The 26190-nt window shown below is 69.0% G+C and carries 25 protein-coding genes; 21 read left to right on the top strand and 4 right to left on the bottom strand.

Annotation, left to right across the window (positions count from 1 at the left end; all coding sequences use genetic code 11):
• The first annotated feature begins 162 nt into the window (after nucleotides 1-162).
• The 10 genes from AC1D2H_RS10645 to AC1D2H_RS10600 all read left to right on the top strand — a co-directional run bounded on the left by AC1D2H_RS10645 (nucleotide 163) and on the right by AC1D2H_RS10600 (nucleotide 14496).
• Nucleotides 163-315 (top strand): rubredoxin, encoded by a 153-nt coding sequence (locus AC1D2H_RS10645; RefSeq protein ID WP_477930828.1) that lies wholly within the window; start codon nucleotides 163-165, stop codon nucleotides 313-315.
• A 70-nt stretch (nucleotides 316-385) separates the two neighbouring features.
• Nucleotides 386-775 carry a response regulator gene (locus AC1D2H_RS10640; protein ID WP_088482123.1) on the top strand — a complete coding sequence of 130 codons (390 nt, stop codon included), beginning with the start codon at nucleotides 386-388 and terminating at the stop codon, nucleotides 773-775.
• A 26-nt stretch (nucleotides 776-801) separates the two neighbouring features.
• On the top strand, nucleotides 802-1167 hold the full coding sequence (locus AC1D2H_RS10635) for a response regulator (RefSeq protein ID WP_477930811.1): 366 nt from the start codon (nucleotides 802-804) through the stop codon (nucleotides 1165-1167).
• A gap of 12 nt (nucleotides 1168-1179) precedes the next feature.
• Complete coding sequence (locus AC1D2H_RS10630) at nucleotides 1180-1710, top strand: chemotaxis protein CheW (protein ID WP_477930808.1); 531 nt, start codon at nucleotides 1180-1182, stop codon at nucleotides 1708-1710.
• 75 nt (nucleotides 1711-1785) lie between these two features.
• Nucleotides 1786-4158 carry a methyl-accepting chemotaxis protein gene (locus tag AC1D2H_RS10625; RefSeq protein ID WP_477930806.1) on the top strand — a complete coding sequence of 791 codons (2373 nt, stop codon included), beginning with the start codon at nucleotides 1786-1788 and terminating at the stop codon, nucleotides 4156-4158.
• Nucleotides 4159-4208: 50 nt separating this feature from the next.
• The gene (locus tag AC1D2H_RS10620) at nucleotides 4209-10253 is read left to right on the top strand and encodes a hybrid sensor histidine kinase/response regulator (RefSeq protein ID WP_478010892.1); all 6045 of its coding nucleotides are present in this window, start codon (nucleotides 4209-4211) and stop codon (nucleotides 10251-10253) included.
• 8 nt (nucleotides 10254-10261) lie between these two features.
• The gene (locus tag AC1D2H_RS10615; RefSeq protein WP_477930802.1) at nucleotides 10262-11302 is read left to right on the top strand and encodes a GGDEF domain-containing protein; all 1041 of its coding nucleotides are present in this window, start codon (nucleotides 10262-10264) and stop codon (nucleotides 11300-11302) included.
• Between the two features lie 228 nt (nucleotides 11303-11530).
• Entirely contained in the window at nucleotides 11531-12910 is a 1380-nt protein-coding gene (locus AC1D2H_RS10610; protein WP_478010891.1) for a CHASE3 domain-containing protein, read from the top strand.
• The gene (locus AC1D2H_RS10605; RefSeq protein WP_478010890.1) at nucleotides 12907-13542 is read left to right on the top strand and encodes a response regulator; all 636 of its coding nucleotides are present in this window, start codon (nucleotides 12907-12909) and stop codon (nucleotides 13540-13542) included. The genes AC1D2H_RS10610 and AC1D2H_RS10605 overlap by 4 nt, the downstream gene beginning before the upstream one ends.
• A gap of 114 nt (nucleotides 13543-13656) precedes the next feature.
• The gene (locus AC1D2H_RS10600) at nucleotides 13657-14496 is read left to right on the top strand and encodes a response regulator (RefSeq protein ID WP_477930796.1); all 840 of its coding nucleotides are present in this window, start codon (nucleotides 13657-13659) and stop codon (nucleotides 14494-14496) included.
• A 19-nt stretch (nucleotides 14497-14515) separates the two neighbouring features.
• Here the strand turns inward: AC1D2H_RS10600 and AC1D2H_RS10595 are convergent, their stop codons facing one another.
• Nucleotides 14516-15946 carry a cryptochrome/photolyase family protein gene (locus AC1D2H_RS10595; RefSeq protein ID WP_478010889.1) on the bottom strand — a complete coding sequence of 477 codons (1431 nt, stop codon included), beginning with the start codon at nucleotides 15944-15946 and terminating at the stop codon, nucleotides 14516-14518.
• 14 nt (nucleotides 15947-15960) lie between these two features.
• On the opposite strand from AC1D2H_RS10595, the gene AC1D2H_RS10590 reads away from it, so the two are divergent.
• From AC1D2H_RS10590 to AC1D2H_RS10565, 6 genes are all read left to right on the top strand, one after another.
• Nucleotides 15961-16548, top strand: a complete 588-nt coding sequence (locus tag AC1D2H_RS10590; protein WP_477930792.1) for a YqgE/AlgH family protein — start codon at nucleotides 15961-15963, stop codon at nucleotides 16546-16548.
• Nucleotides 16548-16946: a Holliday junction resolvase RuvX gene (gene ruvX, locus AC1D2H_RS10585; RefSeq protein WP_478010888.1), complete on the top strand. Its 399-nt coding sequence runs from the start codon at nucleotides 16548-16550 to the stop codon at nucleotides 16944-16946. Before AC1D2H_RS10590 ends, ruvX begins: the two co-directional genes overlap by 1 nt.
• Before the next feature lie 58 nt (nucleotides 16947-17004).
• Complete coding sequence (gene pyrR / locus AC1D2H_RS10580; protein WP_477930789.1) at nucleotides 17005-17493, top strand: bifunctional pyr operon transcriptional regulator/uracil phosphoribosyltransferase PyrR; 489 nt, start codon at nucleotides 17005-17007, stop codon at nucleotides 17491-17493.
• A gap of 79 nt (nucleotides 17494-17572) precedes the next feature.
• Nucleotides 17573-18535 (top strand): aspartate carbamoyltransferase catalytic subunit, encoded by a 963-nt coding sequence (locus tag AC1D2H_RS10575; RefSeq protein ID WP_478010887.1) that lies wholly within the window; start codon nucleotides 17573-17575, stop codon nucleotides 18533-18535.
• On the top strand, nucleotides 18532-19833 hold the full coding sequence (locus AC1D2H_RS10570; protein WP_478010886.1) for a dihydroorotase: 1302 nt from the start codon (nucleotides 18532-18534) through the stop codon (nucleotides 19831-19833). The genes AC1D2H_RS10575 and AC1D2H_RS10570 overlap by 4 nt, the downstream gene beginning before the upstream one ends.
• Nucleotides 19834-19909: 76 nt before the next feature.
• Entirely contained in the window at nucleotides 19910-20638 is a 729-nt protein-coding gene (locus AC1D2H_RS10565; RefSeq protein ID WP_478010885.1) for a lysophospholipid acyltransferase family protein, read from the top strand.
• On the opposite strand, the gene AC1D2H_RS10560 is transcribed toward AC1D2H_RS10565, so the two are convergent.
• The gene (locus tag AC1D2H_RS10560; protein WP_478010884.1) at nucleotides 20622-21380 is read right to left on the bottom strand and encodes a TIM barrel protein; all 759 of its coding nucleotides are present in this window, start codon (nucleotides 21378-21380) and stop codon (nucleotides 20622-20624) included. The genes AC1D2H_RS10565 and AC1D2H_RS10560 overlap by 17 nt on opposite strands.
• Entirely contained in the window at nucleotides 21377-22006 is a 630-nt protein-coding gene (locus tag AC1D2H_RS10555) for a DUF4254 domain-containing protein (RefSeq protein WP_477930779.1), read from the bottom strand. The genes AC1D2H_RS10560 and AC1D2H_RS10555 overlap by 4 nt, the downstream gene beginning before the upstream one ends.
• Nucleotides 22007-22058: 52 nt before the next feature.
• Here AC1D2H_RS10555 and AC1D2H_RS10550 point away from each other — a divergent pair, with 52 nt between their 5' ends.
• A complete protein-coding gene (locus tag AC1D2H_RS10550; protein ID WP_478010883.1) occupies nucleotides 22059-23012 on the top strand; it encodes a glycosyltransferase family 9 protein in 954 nt (317 codons plus the stop codon).
• On the opposite strand, the gene gpmA is transcribed toward AC1D2H_RS10550, so the two are convergent.
• Entirely contained in the window at nucleotides 22997-23740 is a 744-nt protein-coding gene (gene gpmA, locus AC1D2H_RS10545) for a 2,3-diphosphoglycerate-dependent phosphoglycerate mutase (RefSeq protein WP_477930775.1), read from the bottom strand. The two genes, AC1D2H_RS10550 and gpmA, sit on opposite strands and share 16 nt — an antisense overlap.
• Nucleotides 23741-23827: 87 nt before the next feature.
• On the opposite strand from gpmA, the gene AC1D2H_RS10540 reads away from it, so the two are divergent.
• The 4 genes from AC1D2H_RS10540 to AC1D2H_RS10525 all read left to right on the top strand — a co-directional run bounded on the left by AC1D2H_RS10540 (nucleotide 23828) and on the right by AC1D2H_RS10525 (nucleotide 26190).
• Entirely contained in the window at nucleotides 23828-24238 is a 411-nt protein-coding gene (locus tag AC1D2H_RS10540) for a rhodanese-like domain-containing protein (protein WP_478010882.1), read from the top strand.
• Between the two features lie 28 nt (nucleotides 24239-24266).
• Nucleotides 24267-24527: a glutaredoxin 3 gene (grxC, locus tag AC1D2H_RS10535; RefSeq protein WP_478010881.1), complete on the top strand. Its 261-nt coding sequence runs from the start codon at nucleotides 24267-24269 to the stop codon at nucleotides 24525-24527.
• A 116-nt stretch (nucleotides 24528-24643) separates the two neighbouring features.
• Nucleotides 24644-25117: a protein-export chaperone SecB gene (gene secB / locus AC1D2H_RS10530; RefSeq protein ID WP_477930769.1), complete on the top strand. Its 474-nt coding sequence runs from the start codon at nucleotides 24644-24646 to the stop codon at nucleotides 25115-25117.
• Nucleotides 25118-25191: 74 nt separating this feature from the next.
• Nucleotides 25192-26190 (top strand): NAD(P)H-dependent glycerol-3-phosphate dehydrogenase, encoded by a 999-nt coding sequence (locus AC1D2H_RS10525; RefSeq protein ID WP_478010959.1) that lies wholly within the window; start codon nucleotides 25192-25194, stop codon nucleotides 26188-26190.

Here is a 26190-nt window from a genome sequence, read left to right as displayed (position 1 = left end):
CGGTCAAATGGTGCCGCAAAGCGTGGAGTCTGCCGCTAAAAGGCCGCTTCCGAGGCCCTGGGCACAGGCGTTTGCCCTCAGCATTGCGCTCTCGGGCCCTGGCTAGAATGATTCGATTGTAGTGAGCAAACTCTAAGCACCGTGAGCGAACCCAGTACCTGGATGTGCCTGATCTGTGGATGGATCTATGACGAAGCAACGGGTGATCCTGAGCATGGGATCGCCGCCGGTACCGCCTGGGCCGATGTGGACATGAACTGGACCTGCCCCGACTGCGGTGCGCGCAAAGAGGATTTCGAGATGGTGCGCATCTGACTCGGCCTCAAAAGCCTCACAGGGGGCCGGAAGGGCCAGGTCCCGAGCTGAAGTTCCGAGGAGACGACGTTTGAACGAGCAAGTTTCCGGTGCGGGGCCGACCCGCATCCTGGTCATCGACGACAGCAACACCATTCGCCGCAGCGCGGAGATCTTCCTGAAACAGGGCGGCCATGAGGTGGCCCTGGCTGAGGACGGCTTCGACGCGCTGGCCAAATTGGGCGACTTCCATCCCGATCTCGTGTTCTGCGACATCCTGATGCCGCGCCTTGACGGTTATCAGACCTGCGCCATCATCAAGCGCAACCCGCAGTTCTCGGGAGTGCCGGTGATCATGCTGTCATCGAAAGACGGCCTTTTCGACAAGGCCCGCGGGCGCATGGTGGGCTCGCAGGACTATCTGACCAAGCCCTTCACCAAGGACCAGCTGCTCCAGGCGGTGATTCAGCACCGGCCGTAAGAAGCACCTTTTGAGAGAGAACTGCCATGAGCATTCAAAACATCCTGCTGGTTGATGACTCCAAGACCGAGCTGCACGCTCTGTCGGAAATGCTGGTCAAGCGCGGCTTCAATGTGCGCACGGCCGAGAACGCCGAAGAAGCCATGAAGCGCCTGGCCGAGGCCAAGCCCGACCTGATCCTGATGGACGTCGTCATGCCCGGCCAGAACGGTTTCCAGCTGACCCGTGCCATCACGCGTGACGAGCGCTATGCCGGCGTGCCGGTCATCATGTGCACGAGCAAGAACCAGGAAACCGACAAGGTCTGGGGCATGCGCCAGGGCGCCAGCGACTATGTCGTCAAACCCGTCAAGGCCGAAGAACTGCTGGCCAAGATCAAGGCCCTCGGCTGAGGCGACAAGGGCATGGCAAACAAAACGGCACTCCGCGAGCTCCAGCAGCGCCTGGCCGAGCGCATGGCGGCGGCGCGTGAGCAGACGCTCATCGCGAACTGGCTGGCTGTCGAATGCGCCGGCGCCGGCCTGCTGTTCTCGCTGAAGCAGGCCAGCGAAATCTTCGCGCCCGTGCCGATCAAGCCCGTGCCCTATGCCAAGCCCTGGCTGGCTGGCGTGGCCAATCTGCGCGGCGGCCTGTTCACCGTCGTCGACCTGGCCGTCTACCTGGGCCTGCGCGACCCCGCGCCCGGCCGCGCCGCGGCGGCGCAAAGCCGCCTGGTGTCGCTGGGCAGCGACCTGAATTTGAACTGCGCGCTGCTGGTGGACCGCCTGGCCGGCCTGCGCAGCGACGAACAACTGCCGCTGGCGCCGCAACAGCCCGCCGGGCCGCTGCCTCGATTCGCTGGCGCGCTGCGCCGCGACGAGGCCGGCCGCAACTGGCAGGAAATCAATCTCGAAGCGTTGTCGCGGCAGGAGAATTTCCTGCATATCGTCGCGTGATGCGCGCATCTGTTTCCAAGCTTCAAGCCGCGTCGTGTGAACGCGGAATCACAAACACTGAAGGACGAGGGTGAGATGAGCCTGCTGGACAAAATCAGGGGAAAGTCCGAAGCCGATGATCTGACGCTGCCGCCGCCGGAAGGTGTCGACACGACCATCGATTCGCGCAGTAGCGCCGGCTTCGACGCCACCCGCAATGCCGACTCGACGCTTGCCGGCGTGGAGATCCCCGCCCGCACCGAGATCTACCCTCGCACCGAGGCACCATCCATCATTTCGCCGGCCGTGCCGACGGAGCCGGGCCCGAACAGCGAGTTCCCGCCCAGCAGCACGATGAGCTTCGCGCCGACGACGCAAGCCGCCGATCCCACCATGCTGCCGCCCGCGGCCGCCACCGGTGCCGAAAAACTGACCGACCTCTTCGGCCGCCACCGTCAGCGCGTGCTGACCGGCCTCGTGGTTCTCGGCCTCGTCGGTACGGCGGCCTCCGTCAGCCTGGTGCTGGCGAGCTCCAACCGCAGCGCGGCCCAGGTGCGTGCCTCCGGTCAGGCGCTGATGCATTCGCAGCGTATGGCCAAGTCCGTGTCCGCGGCCCTGGTCGGCAACCCGGCCGCCTTCGCGGAACTGCGCGAGTCGGTCAGCACCCTGAGCGGCGTCGTCAACAACCTGCGCACCGGCGAGGGTGATCTGGCGATCGCGCCGGCCGCCGTGCAGCCGACGCTGGATTCCCTCAAGCCCCTGGTCGAGCGCGCCGAGAAGAACGGCAAGGTCGTGCAGGCCCAGGAAAAGATCCTGACCCAGGTCGGCCAGGCCTTGCGCGCCATCAACCGCCAGTCCAGCGACCTGCTGGAAAGCGCCGAAGCGGTGTCGTCTCAAGCCCTGCAGATCGGCTCCTCCGCCGGTGAAGTTTCTGCGGTCGGTCAGCTTGTCATGCTGACCCAGCGTATCGGCAAGAGCGCCAACGAATTCCTGACCCAGGAAGGCGTCAGCCCCGAAGCCGTGTTCCTGCTGGGCAAGGACTTGAACTCCTTCAAGCTCATCACCGAAGCGCTGATCAGCGGCAGCCCCGAGCTGCGCCTGAACGCCGCGCGTGACCCGCAGCTGAAGGAACGCCTGCAGACCCTGCTCAAGCAGTACGAGCAGACCCGCACGCAAGCCTCCGCCATTCTGGGCAACCTGCAGGGCCTGGTGTCGGCTCGTGAAGCCCAGACGGCCATCCTGAACGACTCCGAACCGCTGCGCAAAGGCCTGGAACAGGCCGCCGGCGAACTGGAAAAGTCGGGCGGCGCGGGCTGGGGCCTGATCAGCTTCATGGTGCTGTCGCTGATTGCCCTGGTGGCTGGTGCCTTCGGTTTCCTGCGCCTCTTCGTGGCCGACCAGTCCGAGCGCGCCGCGCTTGCTGAAGCCTCGCGCCGCGATGCCGAAGCCCAGGAGCAGGAAGCCAAGCGCGTCAATGACGCGAACCAGGCCGCCATTCTGCGATTGATGAACGAACTGGCCAGCGTCGCTGAAGGCGATTTGACGCAACAGGCGACGGTGACGGAAGACATCACGGGCGCGATTGCCGACTCGGTGAACTACACCGTGGAAGAGCTGCGCAACCTGGTCGGCCAGGTGCAGGCCACGGCAGCCCGCGTGACGGACACGACCGGCGCGGTGGACCAGACGTCCACCGACCTGCTGGCGGCCTCCAAGGAACAGCTGCACGAGATCCGCGCCACCGGCGAGGCCGTGCTCGGCATGGCGGGTCGAATCACCGACGTGTCCGCGCAGGCGCAGACGACGGCCGGCGTGGCGCGCCAGAGCCGGCAGGCTGCCGAGCAAGGTCTCTCCGCGATGCAGAACAACATCGCCGGTATGAACACCATCCGTGACTCCATCCAGGAGACCTCCAAGCGCATCAAGCGACTGGGCGAGTCGTCTCAGGAAATCGGCGAGATCACGGAGCTGATCTCGGACATTACGGAACAGACCAACGTGCTGGCGCTGAACGCGGCCATTCAGGCGGCGTCCGCCGGTGAAGCCGGTCGCGGCTTCTCGGTGGTTGCGGAAGAAGTGCAGCGACTGGCCGAACGCTCCGGCGACGCGACGCGGCGAATCGCGGCCCTGGTCAAGACCATTCAGACCGACACCCACGACGCGGTGGCCGCCATGGAGCGCTCGACGCGCGGTGTGGTGGAAGGTACGCAACTGTCCGACGCGGCCGGCAAGGCGCTGGAAGACATCGACAGCGTGTCGCGTCAGCTGGACGATCTGATCGGACAGATTTCGACGCAGGCCCAAGCGGAAGCGGAGCACGCCAACGAGGTGGCCTCCAACATCCAGCACATCTTCGCGGTGACCGAGCAGACGTCGGAGGGCACGCGCTCTACCGCCCAGATGGTGCATGAGCTGTCCCGCTCTGCCGAAGCGCTGCGCACTTCCGTGTCCCGATTCAAGGTCGCCTGACCGGCCCCTGACCCCACAGCACACCGCACCGAGCGAGAAAGCCTCAACGCATGGACAGCTCCCTGCGAGACTCCGAACTCCCGGCCGACCTCAGCCCCCTGGCCTGGGTGCAGGAGGAATTGCGCCGCTCCCTGGAGACGGTGCACAAGACCCTGCGTCGCCATGTGCGCGACGGCGGCGACAACCGCCTCTCGGCCTTTGGCGGCGACGCCCAGCCGAGCGCACCGCTGCAGCAGGCCGCGTCCCAGCTGCACCAGGTCAGCGGCGTGCTGTCGCTGGTCGGCCTGCCGGCCGGCGCCAGCGTGCTGCGTGCCGCCGAAGCGGCCGTCGCGCGCCTGGCCGAGCGCCCGCTCGAGGTCGAGGCCACCACGGTCGACACCATCGAGCGCGCCGACTTCGCGCTGCTGGCCTATGTCGCCCGCCTGCTGGCTGGCAACAAGACCTCGTCGCTGGCCCTTTATCCGGGCTATCGCGCGCTGCAGCAACTCAACGGCGCCGAACGCATCCATCCGGCCGATCTCTGGCAGTACGACTGGTCCTGGCGCAGCATCGCGCCCGAGGCCGGCGTGTTGCCGCGTTCGCCCGAGGCCGTGCGTGCGCCCTTCGAGGCCGCGCTGCTGCGCCATATGCGCGAGCCCAGTTCGGCGCATGCCGCCAATCTGTCCGGCTTGTGCGCCGGCCTGGCCGCTGCATTGCCGGCCGGCACGACGCGCACGCTGTGGCAGCTCGCCGCCGCCGTCTTCGAAGGCCAGGCCCTCAAGCTGATCCCGAGCGACGCCTATGCCAAGCGCCTGGGCTCCAAGCTGCTGCATGAGCTGCGTCTCGTCGGCCACGGCGACCAGATGGATCCGGCGCGCGACCGCCTCGCCCAGGACCTGCTGTTCTTCTGCGCCCAGTGCCGCGTCGCCAGGGGTGCGGGCCCGCGCCTGACCGCCGTGCACGAGGCCTATCGCCTCACCGACGAGCATGGCGGCGATTACGAGGACGCCAGCCTCGGTCGCATCGACCCGGCCTGGGTCGTGCAGGCCAAGCGCCGCGTCATGTCGGCCAAGGAAAGCTGGTCCAGTGCCGCCGAGGGCGACCAGCATCGCCTGGCCGGCCTGGATGAGCAGTTCGCCGGTCTGGCCGATTCGCTGACCCGCCTCTTCCCCAGCGGTGAAGTGCTGGCCCAGACGCTGCAGCGCGCCGTCGTCGCGACGCTGCGCTCGCGCAGCACACCGCCGCCCGCACTGGCGATGGAAATCGCCACCAGCCTGCTCTACGTTGAAGCCGCGCTGGAAGACGCCGCCTTCGACCAGCCCGAGCAGGCCGACCGCGTGCGCCGCCTGGCGCGCCGCGTCGAGGCCGTGGCCCATGGCCAGCCGGCCGAGCCCCTCGAAGACTGGATGGAGGAGCTGTATCGCCGCGTCTCCGACCGCCAGACCCTGGGCAGCGTCGTCCACGAATTGCGCGCCAGCCTCTCGGAAGTCGAGAAGCAGTGCGACGAATACTTCCGCGACCCGACTCAGCGTGCGCTGCTGATCCCCGTGCCCGGCCAGTTGCAGGCCATGCGCGGCGTGCTCAGCGTGCTGGGCCTGGACCAGGCCGCCCAGGCCACGGTCCGCATGCGTGACGAGGTCGACGGCCTCGCCAACACCGAGATCGACTTCAACCGCCCCGGCGCGCGCGACGTCTTCGAACGCCTGGCCAACAACCTCGGCGCCCTCGGCTTCCTGATCGACATGCTGAGCGTGCAGCCGGCCCTGGCCAAGCGCATGTTCCAGTTCGACGATGCCAGCGGCCGCCTGGACGCCGTCATGGGCCGCCGCGAAGGCGCTGTCGAGCTGCCCAGCTTCGAGGCCAGCGGCTTCCACGTCGATCTGGGYGACGAATCGCCCGAGATCGCGCCGCCGTCCTACGAGGCCACCCAGCCACTGCGCGTCGACTTCGGCAGCCTGGACCTGCCCGACCTCAGCCTGCCGGATGTCGACCTGTCGCAGCCGGCTGCCGTTCCCGCTCCCGCCCCCGTTGTCGCTCCGCCGCCGCCCGCGCCTGCACCCGCGCCCAGCGTCGCCGACGACCCCGAGATGCGCGAGATCTTCCTCGAGGAAGCCGACGAGGTCATCGGCAATGCCCGAGCCGCGCTGGACGAACTGCGCGAGGCGCCGGCCGACCACGGCCAGCTGACCGTCGTGCGCCGCGCCTTCCACACGCTCAAGGGCAGCGCCCGCATGGTCGGGCTGGACCCCTTCGGTGAGGGTGCCTGGGCCTGCGAGCAGCTCTACAACGCCCGCCTTGCCGAAGCCAATCCCCAGGCCGACGCCGCCCTGCTGGGCTTCACCGCCGAGGCGCTGGACTATTTCGCCCACTGGCGCAACCAGATCGCCGGCACGGAGCCAGGCCACAGCCTGCCCGACCCGGTGCGCCTCAGCGCCGATTCCCTGCGCCTGCACGGCCAGTACCTGCCGCTGACCGCAGAGACCGTCGAGGCCCAAGGTGTCGACGAGCGCGGCCCCGAGGCCTTGGCCGAACCGGCAGCCGAACCCATCGTCGCCGCGCTGCCGGCCGAGATGGAGCAGACGCCGGCGCTGGAGCCCGATTTCGTTCTCGAACTCGATGCGCCGGCCGACGAGGCCCAGGTCGAGGCCGAGGGCCTGCTCGCCTTGCCCGAGGTCACGCTGGACCTGGACCCGACCGAACTGCCTGCCGAGCTGGCCGGCGCGGTCGATGCCGATCACGCGCCGACCGAACCCCTGCCGCTGCCGGCCATGCCCGACGAAGAGCCGACGCTGGCCAACTTCGGCGTGGTGCTGGATCTGGACGAGGCCGAGATCGTCGTCGCCGAGCCTGTTGGCGAGCCGCCGGTCCGCCCGGAGGAATCCACGCTGGCGATGCACCAGCTGCTCGACGAGGACGAGGAGCCGGCCGCGCCGGCGCTCAGCCTGGTCACGGCCGCCGAGCCGGAACCCGAGCCGGAGCCTGTCGACCCCGACGAAGGCTTCAAGGTCATCGGCCCGCTGCGCATCAGCATCGCGCTGTTCAACATCTTCCTGAACGAGGCCGACGAGCTGTCGCGCAAGCTGTCCGTCGGCCTGGCCGAATGGGCCGTGGAGCTCAATGAGCCCGTGCCGCAGAGCTGCGAAGTGCAGGCTCACGCGCTGGCCGGCAATGCCGCCACCGTGGGCTATGAGGATCTCTCCGCCCTGGCCCGCGAACTCGAGCACACCCTCAGCCGCGCCCAGCGCGCCGTGGGCTACGAGACGGCCGACGCCGAGCTCTTCGTGCGCGCCGCCGACGACATCCGTCGCCTGCTGCACCAGTTCGCTGCCGGTTTCCTCAAGCCCAACGACCCCGAGGTCCTCTCTCAACTGCATGCCTACGAGCCGCAGGAAGAGGTCTACACGGCGGCCGCGGCCCTGGATGCGCTGCCCGTGCCGGCCCTGCACGACACCTTCGCAGGCGATCTGGACTCGGCGGTCACCATCGCTGCCGACCTGCCGGAATCCGTCGTCGATCTGGCCGACGTGGCCGAACCGGTCGTCGAGGCCGTTGCCGAGCCGGTTGCGGAACCCGTTGTCGAGCCGGTCATCGAGCCCGTAGCCGAGGTTCAGCCCGAACCGGAACCCGAACCCGAACCCCAGCCGGCCCCGCTGCTGGTGGCCGAGGACGAGCCCGAGCCGGGTCTGCCCGACCACATCGAGGCCGACCTCTACCCCATCTTCGAAGAAGAAGGCCGCGAGCTGCTGGAAGAACTGCATGGCGCGCTGCGCGACTGGCTGGCCCATCCGGGCGAGCTGGGCCGCTCCGACGCCTGCATGCGGGCCCTGCACACCTTCAAGGGTGGCGCCCGCCTGGCCGGCGCCATGCGCCTGGGCGAACAGGCCCACCACCTCGAATCCGCCATTGAAGACCTGCTGCGGGCCGGCACTGCCGACCATGGCCAGGTGCAGGCCCTGCAGCACGAGGGCGACGCCCTCGAGCACGCTTTCGAGGAATTGGGTCGCCGCCTGGCGTCCGCCGCTGCCATGCCGGCCGCGCCGGCCGTCGTCGCACCGCCGCCTGCACCCGCCGCCAAGCCGCTGCCCGTTGCCCAGGCGCCCGAAGCCGAACGCCCGGTGGTCGAGCTGGCCGAAACCCCGGTCCGGCCGGTCGCGTCGACCTTCGTCGAGAAGCCTGCCGAACCGGCGCGCGAGATCGACTGGAGCCGCTTCACCGACACCGCCGAGATCGCCGCCGGCAGCGACAACCTCGCCATCGGCCAGGCCCTGGTGCGCGTGCGCGGCAGCCTGCTGGAGCGCATGGCCACCCAGGCCGGCGAGGTCAGCATCCGCCGTGCGCGGATGGAGTCCGAGCTGGTCCAGATGAAGGGCGCCCTGCTCGACCTGGACGACAACCTGGAGCGCCTGCGCACCCAGCTGCGCGAGCTGGATCTGCAGGCCGAGGCCCAGATGCACGCCCAGCAAGAGGCGGCGCAGCAGGGCGGCCGCGAGTTCGACCCGCTGGAGTTCGACCGCTACACCCGCTTCCAGGAACTGACCCGCATGCTGACCGAGTCGGTCGGCGACGTGGCCACGCTGCAGCGCACGCTGGGCCGCAACGTCCAGACCGGTGAAGATGAGCTGGCCGCCCAGTCGCGGCTGACGCGCGAGCTGCAGGACGACCTGCTGCGCACCCGCCTGGTGGAGTTCGACTCCATCGGCGAGCGCATGCACCGCGTCGTCCGCCAGGCCGCGCGTGACAGCGGCAAGCAGGTCAAGCTCGAGATCAGCGGCGGCCAGACCGAACTGGACCGCTCGGTGCTGGAGCGCACGGCAGGCGCTTTCGAGCATCTGCTGCGCAACAGCGTCGCCCACGGCATCGAAATGCCCGAGGCGCGCACGGCAGCCGGCAAGGACGCCAGCGGCACGCTGCGCATCGAGGTCGGCCAGCATGGCAACGAAGTGCTGCTGAACTTCTCCGACAACGGCGCCGGCCTCAACCTGGCCCGCATCCGCGAGCGCGGCCTGCAACTCGGCCTCATCTCGGCCGATGCCGAGCCCGATGATGCCCAGCTCAAGCGCCTGATCTTCGCCCCGGGCTTCTCGACGGCCAGCCAGATCACCGAGCTCAGCGGTCGTGGCATCGGCATGGACGTCGTGCGCGCCGAGGTCGGCACGCTCGGCGGCACCATCGAGACCACGTCCACCGCCGGCCAAGGCACCAGCTTCCTGCTGCGCCTGCCGCTGACGACGGCACTGACCCAGGTCGTGCTGCTGAGGAGCGCCGATCAGGTCATCGCCGTCCCCGCGGCGCTGATGGCGTCCGTGCAGCGCGTGCCGGTCGATGCGGTCGAGGCGGCCTATGCCACCGGCAAGCTGCAGCATGGCGGCGCCGAGCTGCCCTTCTACTGGCTGGGCGGCCTGCTCGGCCACGCCGGCCGCGGCCATGTCCATGGTCGCTTCACCCACGTCGTGCTGGTGAAGACGGCGCAATCGGCCCTGGCCCTGCACGTCGACGAAGTCATCGGCAACCAGGAAGTCGTCGTCAAGAACCTGGGCGCCCAGCTCAACCGCGTGCCGGGCCTGGCGGGCATCAGCCTGCTGGCCTCGGGCGAGGTCGCGCTGATCTACAACGTCGTCGCACTCGCCGACTGGTATGGCCTGGATGCCCAGGCCCGCCTGGCAGCGGCCCATGCCATCGCGCAGGGCCAGGTGCCAACGCAGCAGGTCGTGTCCGTCGTCGAAACGGTCACGCAGGCGCCGCTGGTGCTGGTCGTCGACGACTCGCTGACGGTGCGTCGCGTGACCCAGCGCTTCCTGGAGCGTGTCGGCCTGCGCGTCATGCTGGCCAAGGACGGCCTGGATGCGATGGAGAAGCTGTCGAGCGACGAACTGCCGTCGGTCGTGCTGTCCGACATCGAGATGCCGCGCATGGACGGCTTCGACCTGGTGCGCAATATGCGCGCCGATTCGCGGCTGGCGGCGCTGCCCGTCATCATGATCACCTCGCGCATCGCCCAGAAGCACCGCGACTACGCGGCTCAACTGGGTGTCGACCACTACCTCGGCAAGCCCTACGATGAGGAATACCTGCTCGGCTTGATCAAGCAGTTCACCCAGCAGGCCGCCGCGGCCTGATCTCATCCATGTCACAGGTTGTCGACCACCTCGCAGAGCTGACCGGTTTCCGTGACCGTGACGTCATGGACGTCACCCTGGTCATGGCGCTGCGTGACCTGCTCGAGCCCGAGTCGGTCGCGATCTACCGCAGCGTCGGTGAGCCGGGTGACGAGCGCTGGCTGACCCGCGCCCATCTGCGGGCGGGTGACGCCGTCGCGTCGGCCGACCCGCTGTGGGCCAAGCCGGCGGCCCTGCCCAAGGTGGTCGACCACCCGCTGCGCCTGGAGGCCATGCGCAGCCGTAGCGTGACGCAGGTGGCCCAGGGCGGCCAGTGGCTTTACCTGTTCCCGATCGCGACCGACCGCGACGTCATCGGTGTCATCGAGATCCTGTCCACGCGCCGCCTCGGCACGGGGGCCCAGCGCATGGTCAGCAGCGTGCTGCGGATCTATCACAACTTCCAGGGCCTGCTCGACTACTCCGAGCGCGACACCCTGACCGGGCTGCTGAACCGCAAGACCTTCGACGAGAGCTTCCTGAAGGTGCTGTCGGACATCCCGACGCGCACGGACGTGAAGCACGAGGCCGAGGATCGCCGTCACGAGACGGCCACGCCGCACTATGTGCTCGGCGTCATCGACATCGACCACTTCAAGTCCGTCAACGACCGCTTCGGCCACCTGATCGGCGATGAGGTGCTGCTGCTGCTGTCGCGCCTGATGCGCGGCTCCTTCCGCTTTCACGACATGCTCTATCGCTTCGGTGGCGAGGAGTTCGTCGTGCTGATGCGCTGCGACGAGGAAATCCACGCCGGCGAGGCCTTCGAGCGCCTGCGCGTGAACACCGAGCGCTATGCCTTCCCCCAGGTGGGTCGCATCACCGTCAGCATCGGCTTCACCGAAGTGCGCGCCGGCGACTCCCCGGCGGGCGCCTTCGAGCGCGCCGACAAGGCCGTCTATCACGCCAAGGGCCATGGCCGCAACCAGGTCCACAACTATGCGGCCCTGGTGGCCAGCGGCGTGATCCAGGAAGCCGCCCAGCAGCTCAGCGACGTCGAGCTGTTCTGAGCCTGTGGCTTGCTAACGCCGCCGTTGCATGCGGCAACACCGCGGCTTGACTTTCCCACCACGGCAGCCCTAGCCTAGGGCCCATCGCCCGACCGGCGCGTTGCAGACGCTGGCGGGCGGCCCAGTGCGGGGGTGGCTTGGGCTGGTTGTCGCCATCGCGCGGCGCCCGCAGCGATCTCCCGGTTTGTGGCGTGTTGCGGGTCGTGCATGCGTTATTCCTGGCTTCCATTGAGCCTGCTGGTCGCGGCCTTCCTGGCCTTCGTCGGCACGGCCGTGGGCGCCTCGCAGAGCCTCGCGGCCTTGCTGGAGCGTGACGCCGAGCGCAGCCAGGCGCTGCGCACGCAGACCGAACTGCAGCACCTGCTGATGTTGCTGGTCGACATCGAGACCGGCCAACGCGGCTTCATCATCACGGGCCAGCAACCTTTTCTGCGTCCCTATGAGGAAGCCCTCGGCGAGCTCGCCGCCGTGCGCGCCGGCCTGCGCGAGCGTCTGCCGCAGCAGGGCTCGGACGCGTTGACGCTGGCCCGGCTGGACGCCCTCATCGACGAGAGGCTGGCCCAGGCCCGGCAGACCGTCGCGCGCCGCCTCGGCGAGGGCAGCACCGTCACGCGGGACCTCAGCGCCTATGTGGATGGCAAGCGCGTCATGGACGAACTGCGCTTCCAGATCGAGCAACTCGGCCGCGAGCAGCAACGCCGCGTGGCCACGGCCGACGAGGCCACCCGGGCCGTGCGCCAGCGCACGACGCGGCTGACCCGCCTGCTGCCCGGCGTCGGCCTCCTCACGCTGGCGGTGGCGGTGGCCCTGATGCTGCGGGAGCGCCGCCTGCGCGATGTGGCCGAGGCGGCGCTGCGCGACGCCAATGCCGGCCTGGAACAGCAGGTATCCCAGCGCACCGAGGCGCTGAGCCTGGCGCTGGCGCGCATCCGCAGCTTCGCCGTCGAGATGGACCGCGGCATCGAGGCCGAGCGCCGCCGCCTCGCCCGCGAGGTGCACGACCAGGTCGGCCAGGTCGGCACGGCCATCAAGATGCTGACGCTGTCGCTGCGCGCTAGGCTGGCGCCGCGCAGCGAGCCGCTGGTGGACGAACTGCAGGGCATGGCCGACGAAGCCATCCGCGCGGCCCGCCACATCTCGGCCGAGCTGCGCCCGCCGCTGCTGGATGAACTCGGCCTGGAGGCGGCCCTGGGCCACTATCTGCAGACGTTGGCGCGCCAGTCCGGCCTGACCACCAAGCTCGATCTCGGCGAGGCCGAGCTGCTGCCGCCCGAGCAGGCCAGCCCGCTGTTCCGCATCGTGCAGGAGGCCTGCACCAATGTGCTTCGGCATGCCCAGGCGCGCACGCTGCGCGTGGCCGGACGCAGCCTGGCCGTCGGCGCACGGGAGGGTTATGAGCTCGAGGTCGTCGACGACGGTCGCGGCCCCGGCGACACGCGGCCCGACGCCGCCGGCCTGCGCAATATGCGTGAGCGCGCCGAGCTGGCCGGCGGCAGCTTCGACTTCGGGCCTGCTCCCGGCGCCGGCACCTGCGTGCGCGTCTGGCTGCCGCTGGAGCCGGCCCTGCCGGCCGTTGCGGCAGCCAAGGAAGAGGAGGCCTGGTTGTGAGACTGCTCATCGTCGATGACCACCCGCTGATGCGCATGGGCATCACCCAGCTGGTGCTGCAGGAGTGGCCCGATGCCCAGATCGACGAGGCGCCGACCATTGCCGAGGCGCTGACGCGCATCGCCGCCGCGCGGCCCGACCTCGTCACGCTGGACCTGTCCCTGCCCGACTCCCGCGGCACCGAAGGCGCCAGCAAATTGCTGCGCGTGCTGCCAGGGGTGCCCCTGCTGGTGCTCAGCCTCAATGCCGAAGCCGCCTATGCCGCGCGGCTGATGCAGATGGGCGTCGCGGGCTATCTGCCCAAGGACCGCGCGCCGGAGGAGCTGCGCACCGCGCTGCGTCGGTTGTCCGAAGGCGGGCGCTACGTCACGGCGGCCATGGCCGACCACCTGCTCGGCCTGCTCGGCGGCAAGGCGCCCGATGCGTTGCCGCATGAGCAGCTGTCGGCGCAGGAGCACCGCGTCATGCTGCTGATCGCCGCCGGCCAGACCCCGGCCCAGATCGCCGAAGCCATGCATCTGTCGGTCAAGACGGTGGGCAGCTACCGGGCCCGCATCCTCGAGAAGGCCGGCTGGGCCAACAACACCGAGCTGACCAAATACTGCGTGCAGCACGGGTTGACAGAGCTCTAACGCGTTGTGCGGGCGTGTAGGCAATCTCCCTACACGACGTCGCGGCAATTCCGCTGCTGCGCTGCTGGCATCGCCCGCTGCCGACAAAACCGACGCAAGCTGAAGATTGCGTCCATGAACATTTTCCTCGTCGAAGACTCCGCTTCCATCCGTCGCCTGCTCGTGCGCCGACTGGACGCCATGCCGGGCATGCGGGTCGTCGGCGAGGCCGGTGGCGAACGCCAGGCCTTGGCGCTGATCCAGTGGACCCAGCCCGACGTCGTGCTGCTGGACCTGTCCCTGGCCACCGGCAGCGGCCTGAGCCTGGTGACGCAGCTGCGCCGCGCCGGCTACGGCGGCCATATCGCCGTGCTGACGGCCCAGGACGTGGACGCCTACCGCCGTGCCTGCCTGGACGCCGGCGCCGACGCCTTCTACGACAAGGCCAGCGGCCTGGAGACGCTGTTCGACGACCTCGCCGAGTACGCCGTGACGCTGCCCGCGACGCTGGACGACAAGCCGGCCGTGCAGTTGCGCGACGGCCTGACCGGCCTCTTCAACGAGCAAGCCCTGCACGAGCGTCTGGACCAGGTCTCGCGTTGCGCCACCCGTGACGGCGTCGACCTCGCCGTCTATGTGCTGCGCTTGGCGGGGCTGGCCGCGCTGCCGGATGACATCGCCAACGCGGTGGCCCGCCAGGTGGCCGTGCGGCTCAAGGAGGCCAGCGCCGAGTCCGACATCGTCGCGCGCAGTTCGGCCGACCAGTTCGCCATCGTGCAGACCCGCCTGGACCAGGCCGAGCAGGCGGCAGCCCATGCGCGCAGCCTGGTCACCCTGATGAGCGAGCCCTTCCACGTGGGTGGGCGTGACTACAGCCTGGGCATCGAGCTTGGCATGGCGCTCTTCCCCGCCGATGCGGTCTCGCCCCGCGGCCTGCTGACGCTGGCCCAGGCCACCGCCTTTGGCGCGCTTTGAGGGCTTGTGCGGGGCCGCGTCAGGCTGAGCGCTTGACGACCGCGTAGCGCGCCAGCGTGCGCTCGCGGGCGATGGCATGGTCGACGACGGGCCGTGGGTAGTCGCTGCCCTGCATCTCCAAGGGAGCCCGCTCCCAGGGCGCGTGGATGGCCTTGGCAGGCAGTCCGGCCAGCTCCGGGCAGTAGCGGCGGATGAAGCGGCCGTCGGCGTCGAATTTCTCGCTCTGGCTGGTCGGGTTGAAGATGCGGAAATAGGGCTGGGCGTCGCAGCCGCTGCTGCTGGCCCATTGCCAGCCGCCGTTGTTGGCGGCCAGGTCGAAGTCCAGCAGCTGCCGGGCGAAATAGGCCTCGCCGCGGCGCCAATCCAGCCCCAGGTCCTTGGTCAGGAAGCTGGCCACCACCATGCGCAGGCGGTTGTGCATATAGCCCGTCTGGTTGAGCTGGCGCATGGCCGCGTCGACCAGCGGGAAGCCGGTGCGGCCCTCGCACCAGGCGGCAAAGAGCTGATCGGCCTGAGCGCCGGTCTCCCAACGGATAGCGTCGTACTCGGGCTTGAAGGCCGACGTCATCGCATGCGGGTGGTGGTGCATGACCTGGTGATAGAAGTCGCGCCAGATCAGCTCCGACAGCCAGATCTCGGCGCCATGGTCGCCGCCCTGCATCAGCTGGTGGGCGATGCGCGCCAGGCGGCGTATCGACACCGTGCCGAAGCGCAGGTGCACGCTCAGATAGCTCGGGCCCTTGGCCGCCGGGAAGTCACGCTTCCTGTCGTAGTCGGCGATGCGGTCCAGGAAATCGTCCAGCAGGGCTTCGGCGCCACGGCTGCCCTGGCCGACGTGGGCGATCAGCCCGGCGGGCTCGAAGCCAATGTCCTCGAGGCTGGGAACCCCCACGGCCAGTTCGCTCTTTGCCAGCGCTTGCGCATGACGCTCCACCGGGTAGCTGCTCAGATAGAACTCGTCCACCTTGCGCAGCCAGGCGTTCTTGTAGGGCGTGAAGACGCCGTACGGCCCACCGGCGGCCGTCATCACCTCGCGGCGCTCGAAGATGACATGGTCCTTGAAGCTGAGCAGTTCGGCGTTGACGGATTTCAGCAGGTCGGCCACCCGTGCGTCCCGCATCAGCGCCTGGGGTTCGTCGTCGTGGTTGGTGAACACGGCCTGCACGCCCAGTTCCGCCGCCAGCCGCGGGATCTCGTCGGCCGCGAAGCCATGTCGCACGATGAGCGCGCCGCCCAGCTTGCGCAGGTCCTCGTCCAGCACCCGCAGCGCGCCCAGGATGAACTCCACGCGCCGGTCGGCGCGGGGCAGGGCGTCGAGGATGTCGCGGTCCAGGATGAAGGCGCAGAAGACCTGGTCGGCGGCCTTCAGCGCCTGGTAAAGCGCGGTCTGATCGTCCACGCGCAGATCGCGGCGGAACCAGACCAACGCATGTTTTGCGGGGGCAGTCATACCCACAGAATAAAATGCCGGCCATGCCTGCCGACCGGATCGTCCTGACCAACCAGTTCCTCATCGCCATGCCCGGCATGGCCGACGAGGCCTTCGCAGGCACCGTGGTCTACCTCTGCGAGCACAACGACAACGGCGCCCTGGGCCTCGTGGTCAACAAGCCGACCTCGCTGACGCTGGGCAATCTGTTCGAAAAGGTCGAGCTCAGCCCACCGGCCGAAGCCCTGGCCGACAGCCCCGTCTTCTACGGCGGCCCGGTGCAGACCGACCGCGGTTTCGTGCTGCACGAGCCGCTGGACGAAGAGGGCGGCCACTACAACGCCACGCTGGCCGTGCCCGGCGGCCTGGAGATGACCACCAGCCGCGACGTGCTGGAGGCCCTGTCCAACGGCGCCGGCCCGAGGAAGATCTTCGTCACGCTGGGCTACAGCGGCTGGGCCGCCGGCCAGCTCGAGGAAGAGATCGGCCGCAATGGCTGGCTGACGGTGGACGCGGCGCCGGAAATCATCTTCGACACGCCGGTCGAGCAACGCTACGAGCGCGCGCTGGCGCTGCTGGGGGTGGACCCGCGCATGCTCAGTTCGGACGCGGGACACGCGTGATGAAGGCGCCCGCCCTCACGCCGGCGCATCAATCCTTTTTAGCTTTCGACTTCGGTACCCGCCGTATCGGTGTGGCCTCGGGTACCCGCATGCTCGGCGCGGCCGAGCCGCGCGCGACCATCAAGAGTGGTGATTTCGACGCGATTGCCGCCCTCATCAAGACCTGGCAGCCCGACGCCCTCGTCATCGGCGTGCCCTGCTACCCCGACGGCGCGCCCCACGAGATGACGGTCAAGGCGCAGAATTTTGGCCGGCGGCTGTCCGGGCGCCACCACCTGCCGGTCTTCGAGGTGGACGAGCGCTATACCAGCGTCGAAGCCGAGGCCGAAGGCGCGCACGATGTGGACGCTGCGGCCGCAGCCTTGATCCTGGAACAGTTTTTTCGAGAACACCCGTGAGCCCGCCCGGCCGCCCGAAGGGCTCACACCGCAGTGCTTGCGCACGGAGGTTTTTAAGTTGAGTGAATTGCTGCTCGATGCCGAGGCGCTGTACCTCGAGCTCAAGAAAGGCGTGCAGCGACTGCTGACGCCCGACACCGCCCTGGTGGGCATCTGGAGCGGCGGCGCCTGGCTGGCCGAGCGGCTGGCCGTCGACCTGGGCCTGGCCGACGCCGGCACCATTTCGAGCGTGCTGCACCGTGACGACTTCGGCTCGCGCGGCCTGGCCAAGGCCGACCACACCTCGCTGCCCTTCGACGTCAACGGCCGCGACATCCTGCTCATCGACGACGTGCTCTACACGGGCCGCACGACGCGGGCCGTCATCAACGAGCTGTTCGACTTCGGCCGCCCGGCGAGCGTGCAACTGGCCGTGCTGGTGGACAGGGGCGGGCGTCAACTGCCGATCGAGCCGGCGTTCTCGGCGGCCCGGGTGACGCTGGCCGCCGGCAAGAGCCTGCGCCTCGCGCAGGGCGAGGACCGACGCTTCAAGTTCGAGGTGAAGTAATGGCCCTCACGCTCACTTCGTTCACTGCCCCCCGAGGGGGCGTAGGCCTCCCTTGGGACGGCCCGGCGGGAGTCCTGTGATGCTCAGCAAACGCAACCCTCAACTCAACAAGCACGGCGAACTCATCCACCTGCTGTCCACCGAAGGCCTGCCGCGCGCGGTCATGGAGCAGATCCTGGACACCGCCGGCAGCTTCCTGTCCGTCAACGACCGCGATGTCAAGAAGGTGCCGCTGCTGCGCGGCAAGTCGGTGTTCAACCTGTTCTTCGAGAACAGCACCCGCACCCGCACCACCTTCGAGATCGCCGCCAAGCGCCTGTCCGCCGACGTCATCAACCTGGACATCGCGCGCTCCTCCACCGCCAAGGGCGAGACGCTGCTCGACACGGTCGCCAACCTCAGTGCCATGCACGCCGACATGTTCGTCGTGCGCCACAGCGAGAGCGGCGCACCTCACCTGATCGCCCAGCACTGCGCGCCGCATGTGCACGTCGTCAACGCCGGCGACGGCCGCCATGCGCACCCGACGCAAGGCCTGCTGGACATGTACACGATCCGGCACTTCAAGGGCGACTTCCGCAACCTGACGGTGGCCATCGTTGGCGACATCGTGCATTCGCGCGTCGCGCGCAGCGACATCCATGCGCTCAACATCCTCGGCGTGCCCGAGATCCGCGCGGTCGGGCCGAAGACGCTGGTGCCCGGCGACCTGCGCGACATGGGCGTGCGCGTCTGCCACGACATGGCCGAGGGCGTGAAAGGCGCCGACGTCGTCATCATGCTGCGCCTGCAGAACGAGCGCATGAACGGCGGCATGCTGCCCAGCAGCGGCGAGTTCTTCAAGCACTTCGGCCTGACGCCCGAGAAGCTGGCCCTGGCCAAGCCCGACGCCATCGTCATGCACCCGGGGCCCATCAACCGTGGCGTCGAAATCGCGTCCGAAGTGGCGGACGGCAAGAGCAGCGTCATCCTGCCGCAGGTCACCTTCGGTATCGCGGTGCGCATGGCCGTCATGGCCATCCTGGCAGGGAACGAAGCATGAAGATCCTCATCAAAGGCGGCCGGCTGATCGACCCGGCAAGCAATCTCGACCGCGTCGGCGACGTGGCCATCGCCAACGGCCGCATCGTGCATCTGGGCGAAGTGTCGGACTTCGGCGCCGACCGCACGGTGGACGCGAGCGGCCTCATCGTCGCGCCTGGCCTCGTCGACCTCTGCGCCCGCCTGCGCGAGCCCGGTCACGAGCACGAAGGCCTGCTGGAAAGCGAACTCGCCGCGGCGGCCGCCGGCGGCGTGACCAGCCTGGTCTGCCCGCCCGACACCGACCCCGTGCTCGACGAGCCCGGCCTGGTAGAGATGCTGAAGTTCCGCGCCCGCAAGCTCAGCCGCTGCCGCCTCTTTCCGCTCGGCGCGCTGACGCGCCAGTTGCAGGGCACGGCCCTGACCGAGATGGCCGAGCTGACCGAGGCCGGCTGCATCGGCTTCTCGCAGGCCGAGGTGCCGATCAAGGACACGCTGGTGCTGAGCCGCGCGCTGCTGTACGCGGCCACCTATGGCTACACCGTCTGGCTGCGCCCGCAGGACTTCTTCCTCGGTGGCGGCGTGGCCGCCAGCGGTGCGGTGGCGACGCGGCTGGGCCTGTCCGGCGTGCCGGTCAGCGCCGAGACGGTGGCCTTGCACACGATCTTTGAACTGGTTCGCGCGACGGGCGCCCGCGTGCACATCTGCCGCCTCAGCAGCGCCGCCGGCGTGGAGTTGGTGCGCACCGCCAAGCGCGAAGGCCTGCCCGTCACGGCCGATGTGTCCATCAACTCGCTGCACCTCAGCGATGTCGACATCGGCTACTTCGACTCGGCCATGCGCCTGACGCCGCCGTTGCGCCAGGGGCGCGACCGCGATGCGCTGCGCGCGGGTCTTGCTGATGGAACGATCGACGCGCTGGTGTCCGACCACATGCCCGTGACCATCGACGAAAAGGCCGTGCCCTTCGCCGAAGCGACGCCGGGTGCGACGGGCCTGGAGCTGCTGCTGAGCCTGGCGCTGCGCTGGGCGCGGGACGCGGAGCTGCCGCTGCAGCGCGCGCTTGCGGTCGTCACGGCCGAACCCGTGCGCGTGCTCGGCAACGCCCTCGGCTCGCTGTCGGCGAGCGCGGGCCGCCTCGTGGAAGGCGGTGTCGCCGATGTCTGCGTCTTCGACGCCAACGCGAGCTGGGCCGTCACGCCCGAAGCGCTCGCCAGCCAGGGCAAGCACACCCCGTTTGCTTTCGCCTCCAGCGGCTTCGAGCTGCCGGCGCGCGTGCGTTGCACCCTCGTCGCCGGCCACGTCGCATACGAAGGATGACAGCCCCCACGCGCGCTTCGCACGCTGCCCCCCGAGGGGGCGCAGCCTCCCTTGGGGCGGCCCGGCGGGGGGCTGAATGAGGGCCTTGATCGCCACCTGGCGCCTCGCGCGCCTCGTGCCGCATGTGCTGCACGGGCTGTGGATCGTCAGGCGCCGCTTCGAACTGATGACGGCCGCCGAGAAGCATGGGCAGATCCAGTGGTGGTCGGTGAAGACGCTGCGCATCCTCGGTATTGAAATCAAGTCCCAGGGCCAGGCCCTGCCCACGGGTCACCTCATGGTGGCCAATCACATCTCCTGGCTGGACATCGCCGCCGTGCACGCGGTGCTGCCGCAGGCCCGCTTCGTGTCCAAGGCCGACGTGAAGCATTGGCCGCTGGTGGGCGCTCTCGTCGAAGGTGCCGGCACCCTCTTCATCGAGCGCACCAGCAAGCGCGATGCGCTGCGCGTCGTCCACCAGACGGCCGCGGCCTTGCAGGCGGGCGATTGCGTCGCCGTCTTCCCCGAAGGCACGACGGGTGCGGGCCCCGAGTTGCTGCCCTTCCATGCCAACCTGCTGCAGGCGGCCGTGTCGACGGGTGCGCCGGTGCTGCCTCTTGTCTTGCGCTGGTACGAGCCCGGAGAGCGCTTCAGCCCGTCGGCCCGCTTCATCGGCGACATGACGCTGGCCCAGAGCCTGTGGAGCATCGCCTCTGCCCGGGGCCTGGGGGTCGACGTACAGATCCTGCCCAGCGTGATGACGGAAGGCCGGGACCGTCGCGCCCTCGGCGAGACGCTGCGCGGCGTGATCAGCGCGCGCTTGTAAACCAGGCCAGGCCGGCCGATGTGCCGGCAAGCGGCCGGTATTCGAGGCCGATGGCGCCTGGCCAGGCGCGTTCTTCCAGCAGCTTGAACTCGGCTGCGTACTCGCCGGCCTTGGGCTCGTGGCGACCGGCAACACCGGCGACCTGAACATGGCCCACGAGGCCGAGTTCCAGCGCCCGCGCCAGGTGGGTCACGGATTCGCCCTCGGCGACGCGGCAGTGGTAGAGGTCCAGCTGCAGCTGCACGCCTGGCGTGTCCAGCGCCGCCAGCAGCTCCAGCGCCTGGGCCTGGCGATGCAGAAAGTAGCCCGGCATGTCACGGCGGTTGATGGGCTCGACGACCAGGGGCAGCGTGGACTGCCCGGCGGCCCACGACAGATTGGCCAGCCAGGTGGCGCGCGTGGCCGGCGTGTCGTCCGTGAGCCCGGACAGCAGATGCACGCGTGTGGCGCCCAGCTGGGTGGCGAGGTCCAGCCCGCGCAGCGTCGCGTCGCGGAACTCGGCTTCGCGGCCAGGCAGGGCGGCGAAGCCGCGTTCCCCGGCCGCCCAGTCGCCGGCCGGCGCGTTGATGAGCACGACGCGCAGCCCGGCCAGCGCAGCCTTCAGCGCCGCGCCGTCATGCAGATGCGGCTGCTGCAGCTCCACGGCCGCGAAGCCGTCAGCCCGTGCCGCCGCCGGGCGGTCGAGATAGGGGTGCTCGCCGTACAGCCAGTCCAGATTGGCCGCGAAGCGCAGCGGAATCACCTGGACTCCGCCACCAGGGCCGGGTTGAGCCGTGGGTCGTTGTACATCTTGAACTGGCGGTAGACCTTGAAGTAGGCCCGCCCGGCGCGTGCGTCGGCCAGCAGTTCGTCATAGCAGTTGCCGAGATCGGCACGCTGCTGGGTCAGGCGTTCCAGCCGCTCGGCGCAGGACTGGCGGTGGGCGTCGTCGACGTCGGTGCGCAGGGTCTGCTCGCGCATCGCGGCGATCTTCAGGCCCAGGATGGAGATGCGGTCCAGCATGGACCCGGCCGTCTCGCTGTTCAGGCGCGCGCCGTGCGAGATGGTGGAGCGGGGCAGGGCGCTGGCGATCGTCGTCGGGTCCACCAGGCCCAGCGCGCTCAGCAGGAACTCGTCGATGCGCTCGATGGCGTCGTTGCGGGCCTGGTTGTGGCGATCGATGGCGCGCTTGTTGGCGACGATCTCCGCATCGGGCGCCTGGGTGCGGCGGGCCAGGTCCTCCTGGGCCCACAGGCTGCTGTTGTGGAAGTGGTTGGCGGCAATGCAGCCGCGCAGATCGCTGGCCTGCGCGGGTTGCGGCGCGCGCGCCAGCGCCGCGTCATGCACGGCGATCACTTCGGCGGCGGAGGGCAGGGTGATCTCGGACATGAAGAGGGCATCCGCGCAGGGAGAATCCCGCGCCACTTGTAAAGAATTGCTGATGATAGAAGCACGCCCGCTCATCGTTCGCCTGCGCAACTTCGTCGGCGACACGGTGCTGAGCATTCCGGCACTGCGCTTGCTCGAAAGCCACGGCTACCGGCTGGAGCTGGTGGGCAAGGGCTGGGCGCGTGGCCTGCTGGAGGCCGAGGGCTGGCCGGTGCATGTGCGGCCGGCAGGCCTGCATGACCGCATCGGGCAGTTGCGGGTGATGCGACGCCAGATGCGGCAGGAGGACCCGGGCTTTGACGGCCGTTCCAACATGCTGCTGTTTCCCTATGCCTTCTCCGCAGCCCTGGACGCGCGCTTTGCCGGGCTCAAGCCGGAGGGCCATGCGGGCGACGGCCGCACCTGGCTGCTGCGACGCGGCCATCCGAAGCGCGAAGGCCGGCACACCTTGGTCGAGTACTGGGAATTGGCCTGCGATTTCCTCGGCATGCAGGCCGAGCCGCCGCGGGACATAGCCATGCAGGTCAGCGAGGCGCAGCGCGCGCAGGCGCGGGCGCTGCTGGCGGCGCAGGGCGTGGAGCCGGCGCGCTGCGTGCTGATCTGCCCGTTTGCGAACGGCCGCATCGAGTTCCTCGACCGCAGCTGGCCGGCCTTTCCGGACTTCGTGCGGCGCCTGCATGCGGCCGGTCGGCGGGTCGTCATCGTGCCGGGGCCGGTGGAGATCGAGGGCGCGAAGGATCTCTACCCGGACGCCATCCGCCTCGACGGCGTGGCGCTGGGCGTCTACAACGCGCTGCTGCAGCTGGCGGGTGTGGTCGTAGCCAACGACACCGGGCCGGCCCATATGGCCGCGGGCGTGGGCGCGCGGCTGCTGAGCATCTGGGGCCCCGTGGACCCGGCGCGCTGGGCGCCGTGGGGCTCGACGGTGACGCTCATGCGACGCGGTCCCACCGAGTGGGTCAGCGTCGATGAGGTCATTTCAGCAGTCGATCAAGCCTTGCCTTGATTGGCGACGGCTGCGGCTGCTTTGGCGGCCGCTTCCGCGTCGCCGAGGTAGTAGCTCTTGATGGGCTTGAGGTTCTCGTCCAGCTCGTAGACCAGCGGGATGCCGTTGGGGATGTTGACGCCCACGATGGCGTCGTCCGCGATGTTGTCGAGGTACTTCACCAGCGCGCGGATGCTGTTGCCATGGGCGGCGATGACGACGCGCTGGCCGCTCTTGATCGTCGGCGCAACGGTGTCGTTCCAGAACGGCAGCACGCGGGCGACCGTGTCCTTCAGGCATTCCGTCAGCGGCACGTCGTTCGGGTCGAGCTTGGCGTAGCGCGGATCGCTGCGTTCGCTGCGCGGGTCGGTCGCTTCCAGCGCCGGCGGCGGCGTGTCGTAGCTGCGGCGCCAGATCAGCACCTGCTCGTCGCCGTACTGCTTGGCCATGTCGGCCTTGTTCAGGCCCTGCAGGCCGCCGTAGTGGCGCTCGTTGAGGCGCCAGGCGTGGCGCACCGGCAGCCAGGTGCGGTCCATCTGGTCCAGGCAGTGCCACAGCGTCCAGACGGCGCGCTTGAGCACCGAGGTGTAGGCGATGTCGAAGTCATAGCCCGCTTCCTTCAGCAACCGGCCGGCGTTCTTGGCCTGTTCGACGCCGGTGGGCGTCAGGTCCACATCGGTCCAGCCGGTGAAGCGGTTTTCCAGATTCCAGGTCGATTCGCCGTGGCGGATGAGGACGAGCTTGTACATGGGCAAGAACGCACAGGTGGTGGAAGGCGGCGGATTATCGGCTCCAGCGATAATGCTCGGCTTCGTTGAATTACACGGGATGCTTGCTTGAACTTCCTGATCGAGAACTGGTTTTTGATCGTCGCCGCGCTGGTGTCCGGCGGCATGCTGATCTACCCCCTGCTGATGTCGGGCGCCCAAGGTGGCGGCGTCAGCCCTGCCCAGGCGGTGCAGCTGCTCAACCGTGAGAAGGGCGTGCTGATCGATGTCAGCGAGCCCGAGGAGTACGCCAAGGGCCATCCGGTGGGCGCCCGCAGCATCCCCTTTGGCCAGATCGAGAGCCACAAGTCCCTGCCCTCCAACAAGGCCCTGCCGCTGGTGTTGGTGTGCCCGACGGGCGCACGCGCCGGCCGCGCTGCGGGCATGCTGCGCAAGCTGGGCTATGAGAAGGCCCAGGTGCTGGCCGGCGGCCTCAAGGCCTGGCGGGAGGCCAATTTGCCGGTGGAGAAAACTGCGTAAGCGGTTTTTGCCCGAAGGAGATTTGAAGATGGCGTCCGTGAAGATGTACACCACGCTGGTCTGCCCGTYCTGCGTGCGCGCCAAGATGCTGCTCAAGCAGCGTGGCGTCGAGCAGATCGACGAGATCCGCGTCGACCTCAACCCCGCCGAGCGCCAGGACATGATGGCCAGGACCGGCCGGCGCACCGTGCCGCAGATCTTCATCGGCGACACCCATGTCGGGGGGTGCGACGACCTCATCGCCCTCGACCAGAAGGGCGGACTGCTGCCCTTGCTCCAGGCCGCCTGATTTCAAGCCCGGGCAAGCCCCCGGCGCTTTGTCATGGGGCCTCGCCCATAATCCAGCCACCGCCCGCAGCGCGCCGCCTGCGGGCTTTTGTTTGACGCTTCGCTAGAAAGAATTCCATGGCCGACGAGATCCAAGCTGCCGCCGAAGGCACCCCCGTGTTCCAGATCCAGCGCATGTACCTGAAGGATCTGTCGCTGGAACAGCCGAACGCGCCGCACATCCTGCTGGAGCAATCGCAGCCGCAAGTCGACATCAACCTGACGCTGTCGGCCGAGAACGTCACCGACGGCATCTTCGAATGCTGCGTGACCGCCACGGTCAACACCAAGGTCGGCGACAAGACGCTGTTCCTGGTCGAAGCCAAGCAGGCCGGCATCTTCGAAATCCGCAACGTGCCGCAGGACCAGCTCGAAGGCATCCTGGGCATCGTCTGCCCGCAGATGGTCTACCCCTATCTGCGCGCCATCGTGTCCGACGTCTGCACCCGCGCCGGCTTCCCGCCCGTGCTGCTGACGGAAGTGAACTTCCAGGCCATGTTCGAGGCCCAGCAGGCGCAACGCGCGGCCCAGGGCGGCCAGGCCGTCAACTGATTTGGCCTTTTCGCTGACGACGCCCCGCCGAGTGCGGGGCGTTTTACTTGGGTGAAACTCTGCGCATGACGACGATGAAGATCAGCGTGCTCGGCGCCGGTGCCTGGGGCACTGCGCTGGCCATCCAGGCTGCGCAGGCCGGCCATGACGTCAGCCTGTGGGGGCGCGATGCGGCGGCCATCGAGCAGATGCGCGCCATCCGCCGCAATGCGGCCTATCTGCCGGACAGCGAACTGCCAGGCACCCTTGGCCTGACGGCGGATCGCAGCGCATCCATCGCCCATGCCGCCGCGGGGCTGACCATCGTCGCGACACCGATGTCCGGCCTGCGCGAGATCCTCGCCGCCCTGCCGTCCAGCCAGCGTGTGCTGTGGCTCTGCAAGGGCTTCGAGGCCGGCACGGGGCGGCTGGGCCACGAGATCGCCCGCGAACTGCAGCCGGCGATGCGCGTGGGCATCCTGTCCGGGCCCAGCTTTGCGCAGGAGGTGGCCGCGGGCCGGCCGACGGCCCTGGTCGCGGCCAGTGAGAGCAGCGAACTGGCCCAGGCTGCCGTCGACGCCTTCCATGGCGACAGGCTGCGGGTCTACACGTCCAGCGACCCGGTCGGCGTCGAGGTGGGCGGYGCCGTCAAGAACGTCATGGCCATCGCGGTCGGCGTCTGCGACGGGCTGTCGGCCGCAGCCCCGGACGCGCCGGGCCTGAACGCCCGCGCCGCCCTCATCACGCGTGGCCTGGCCGAGATGTTGCGCCTGGGCCTGGCCCTGGGTGCCAAGGCCGAGACCTTCATGGGCCTGTCCGGCCTGGGCGACCTGGTGCTGACGGCGACCGGCGACCTGTCGCGCAACCGCCGCGTCGGCCTGATGCTGGCCCAGGGCCTGGCCCTGCCGCAAATCCTGCAGCAGCTCGGCCATGTGGCCGAAGGCGTCTACAGCGCGCCGACGGTGCTGGCGCGGGCTCGCGAGGCGGGTGTCGAGATGCCCATCACCGAGGGCATGGTGGCGCTGCTGGACGGGCGCCTGCGCGTTGGCGAGGCGGTCGAGCACCTGATGGGGCGCGAGGCGCGCGCCGAATAG

The sequence above is a fragment of the Roseateles sp. P1_C1_2 genome (genome assembly GCF_056406535.1).
The sequence above is the reverse complement of the archived record's forward strand: the minus strand, read 5'-3'. Positions and strand labels throughout refer to the sequence as shown.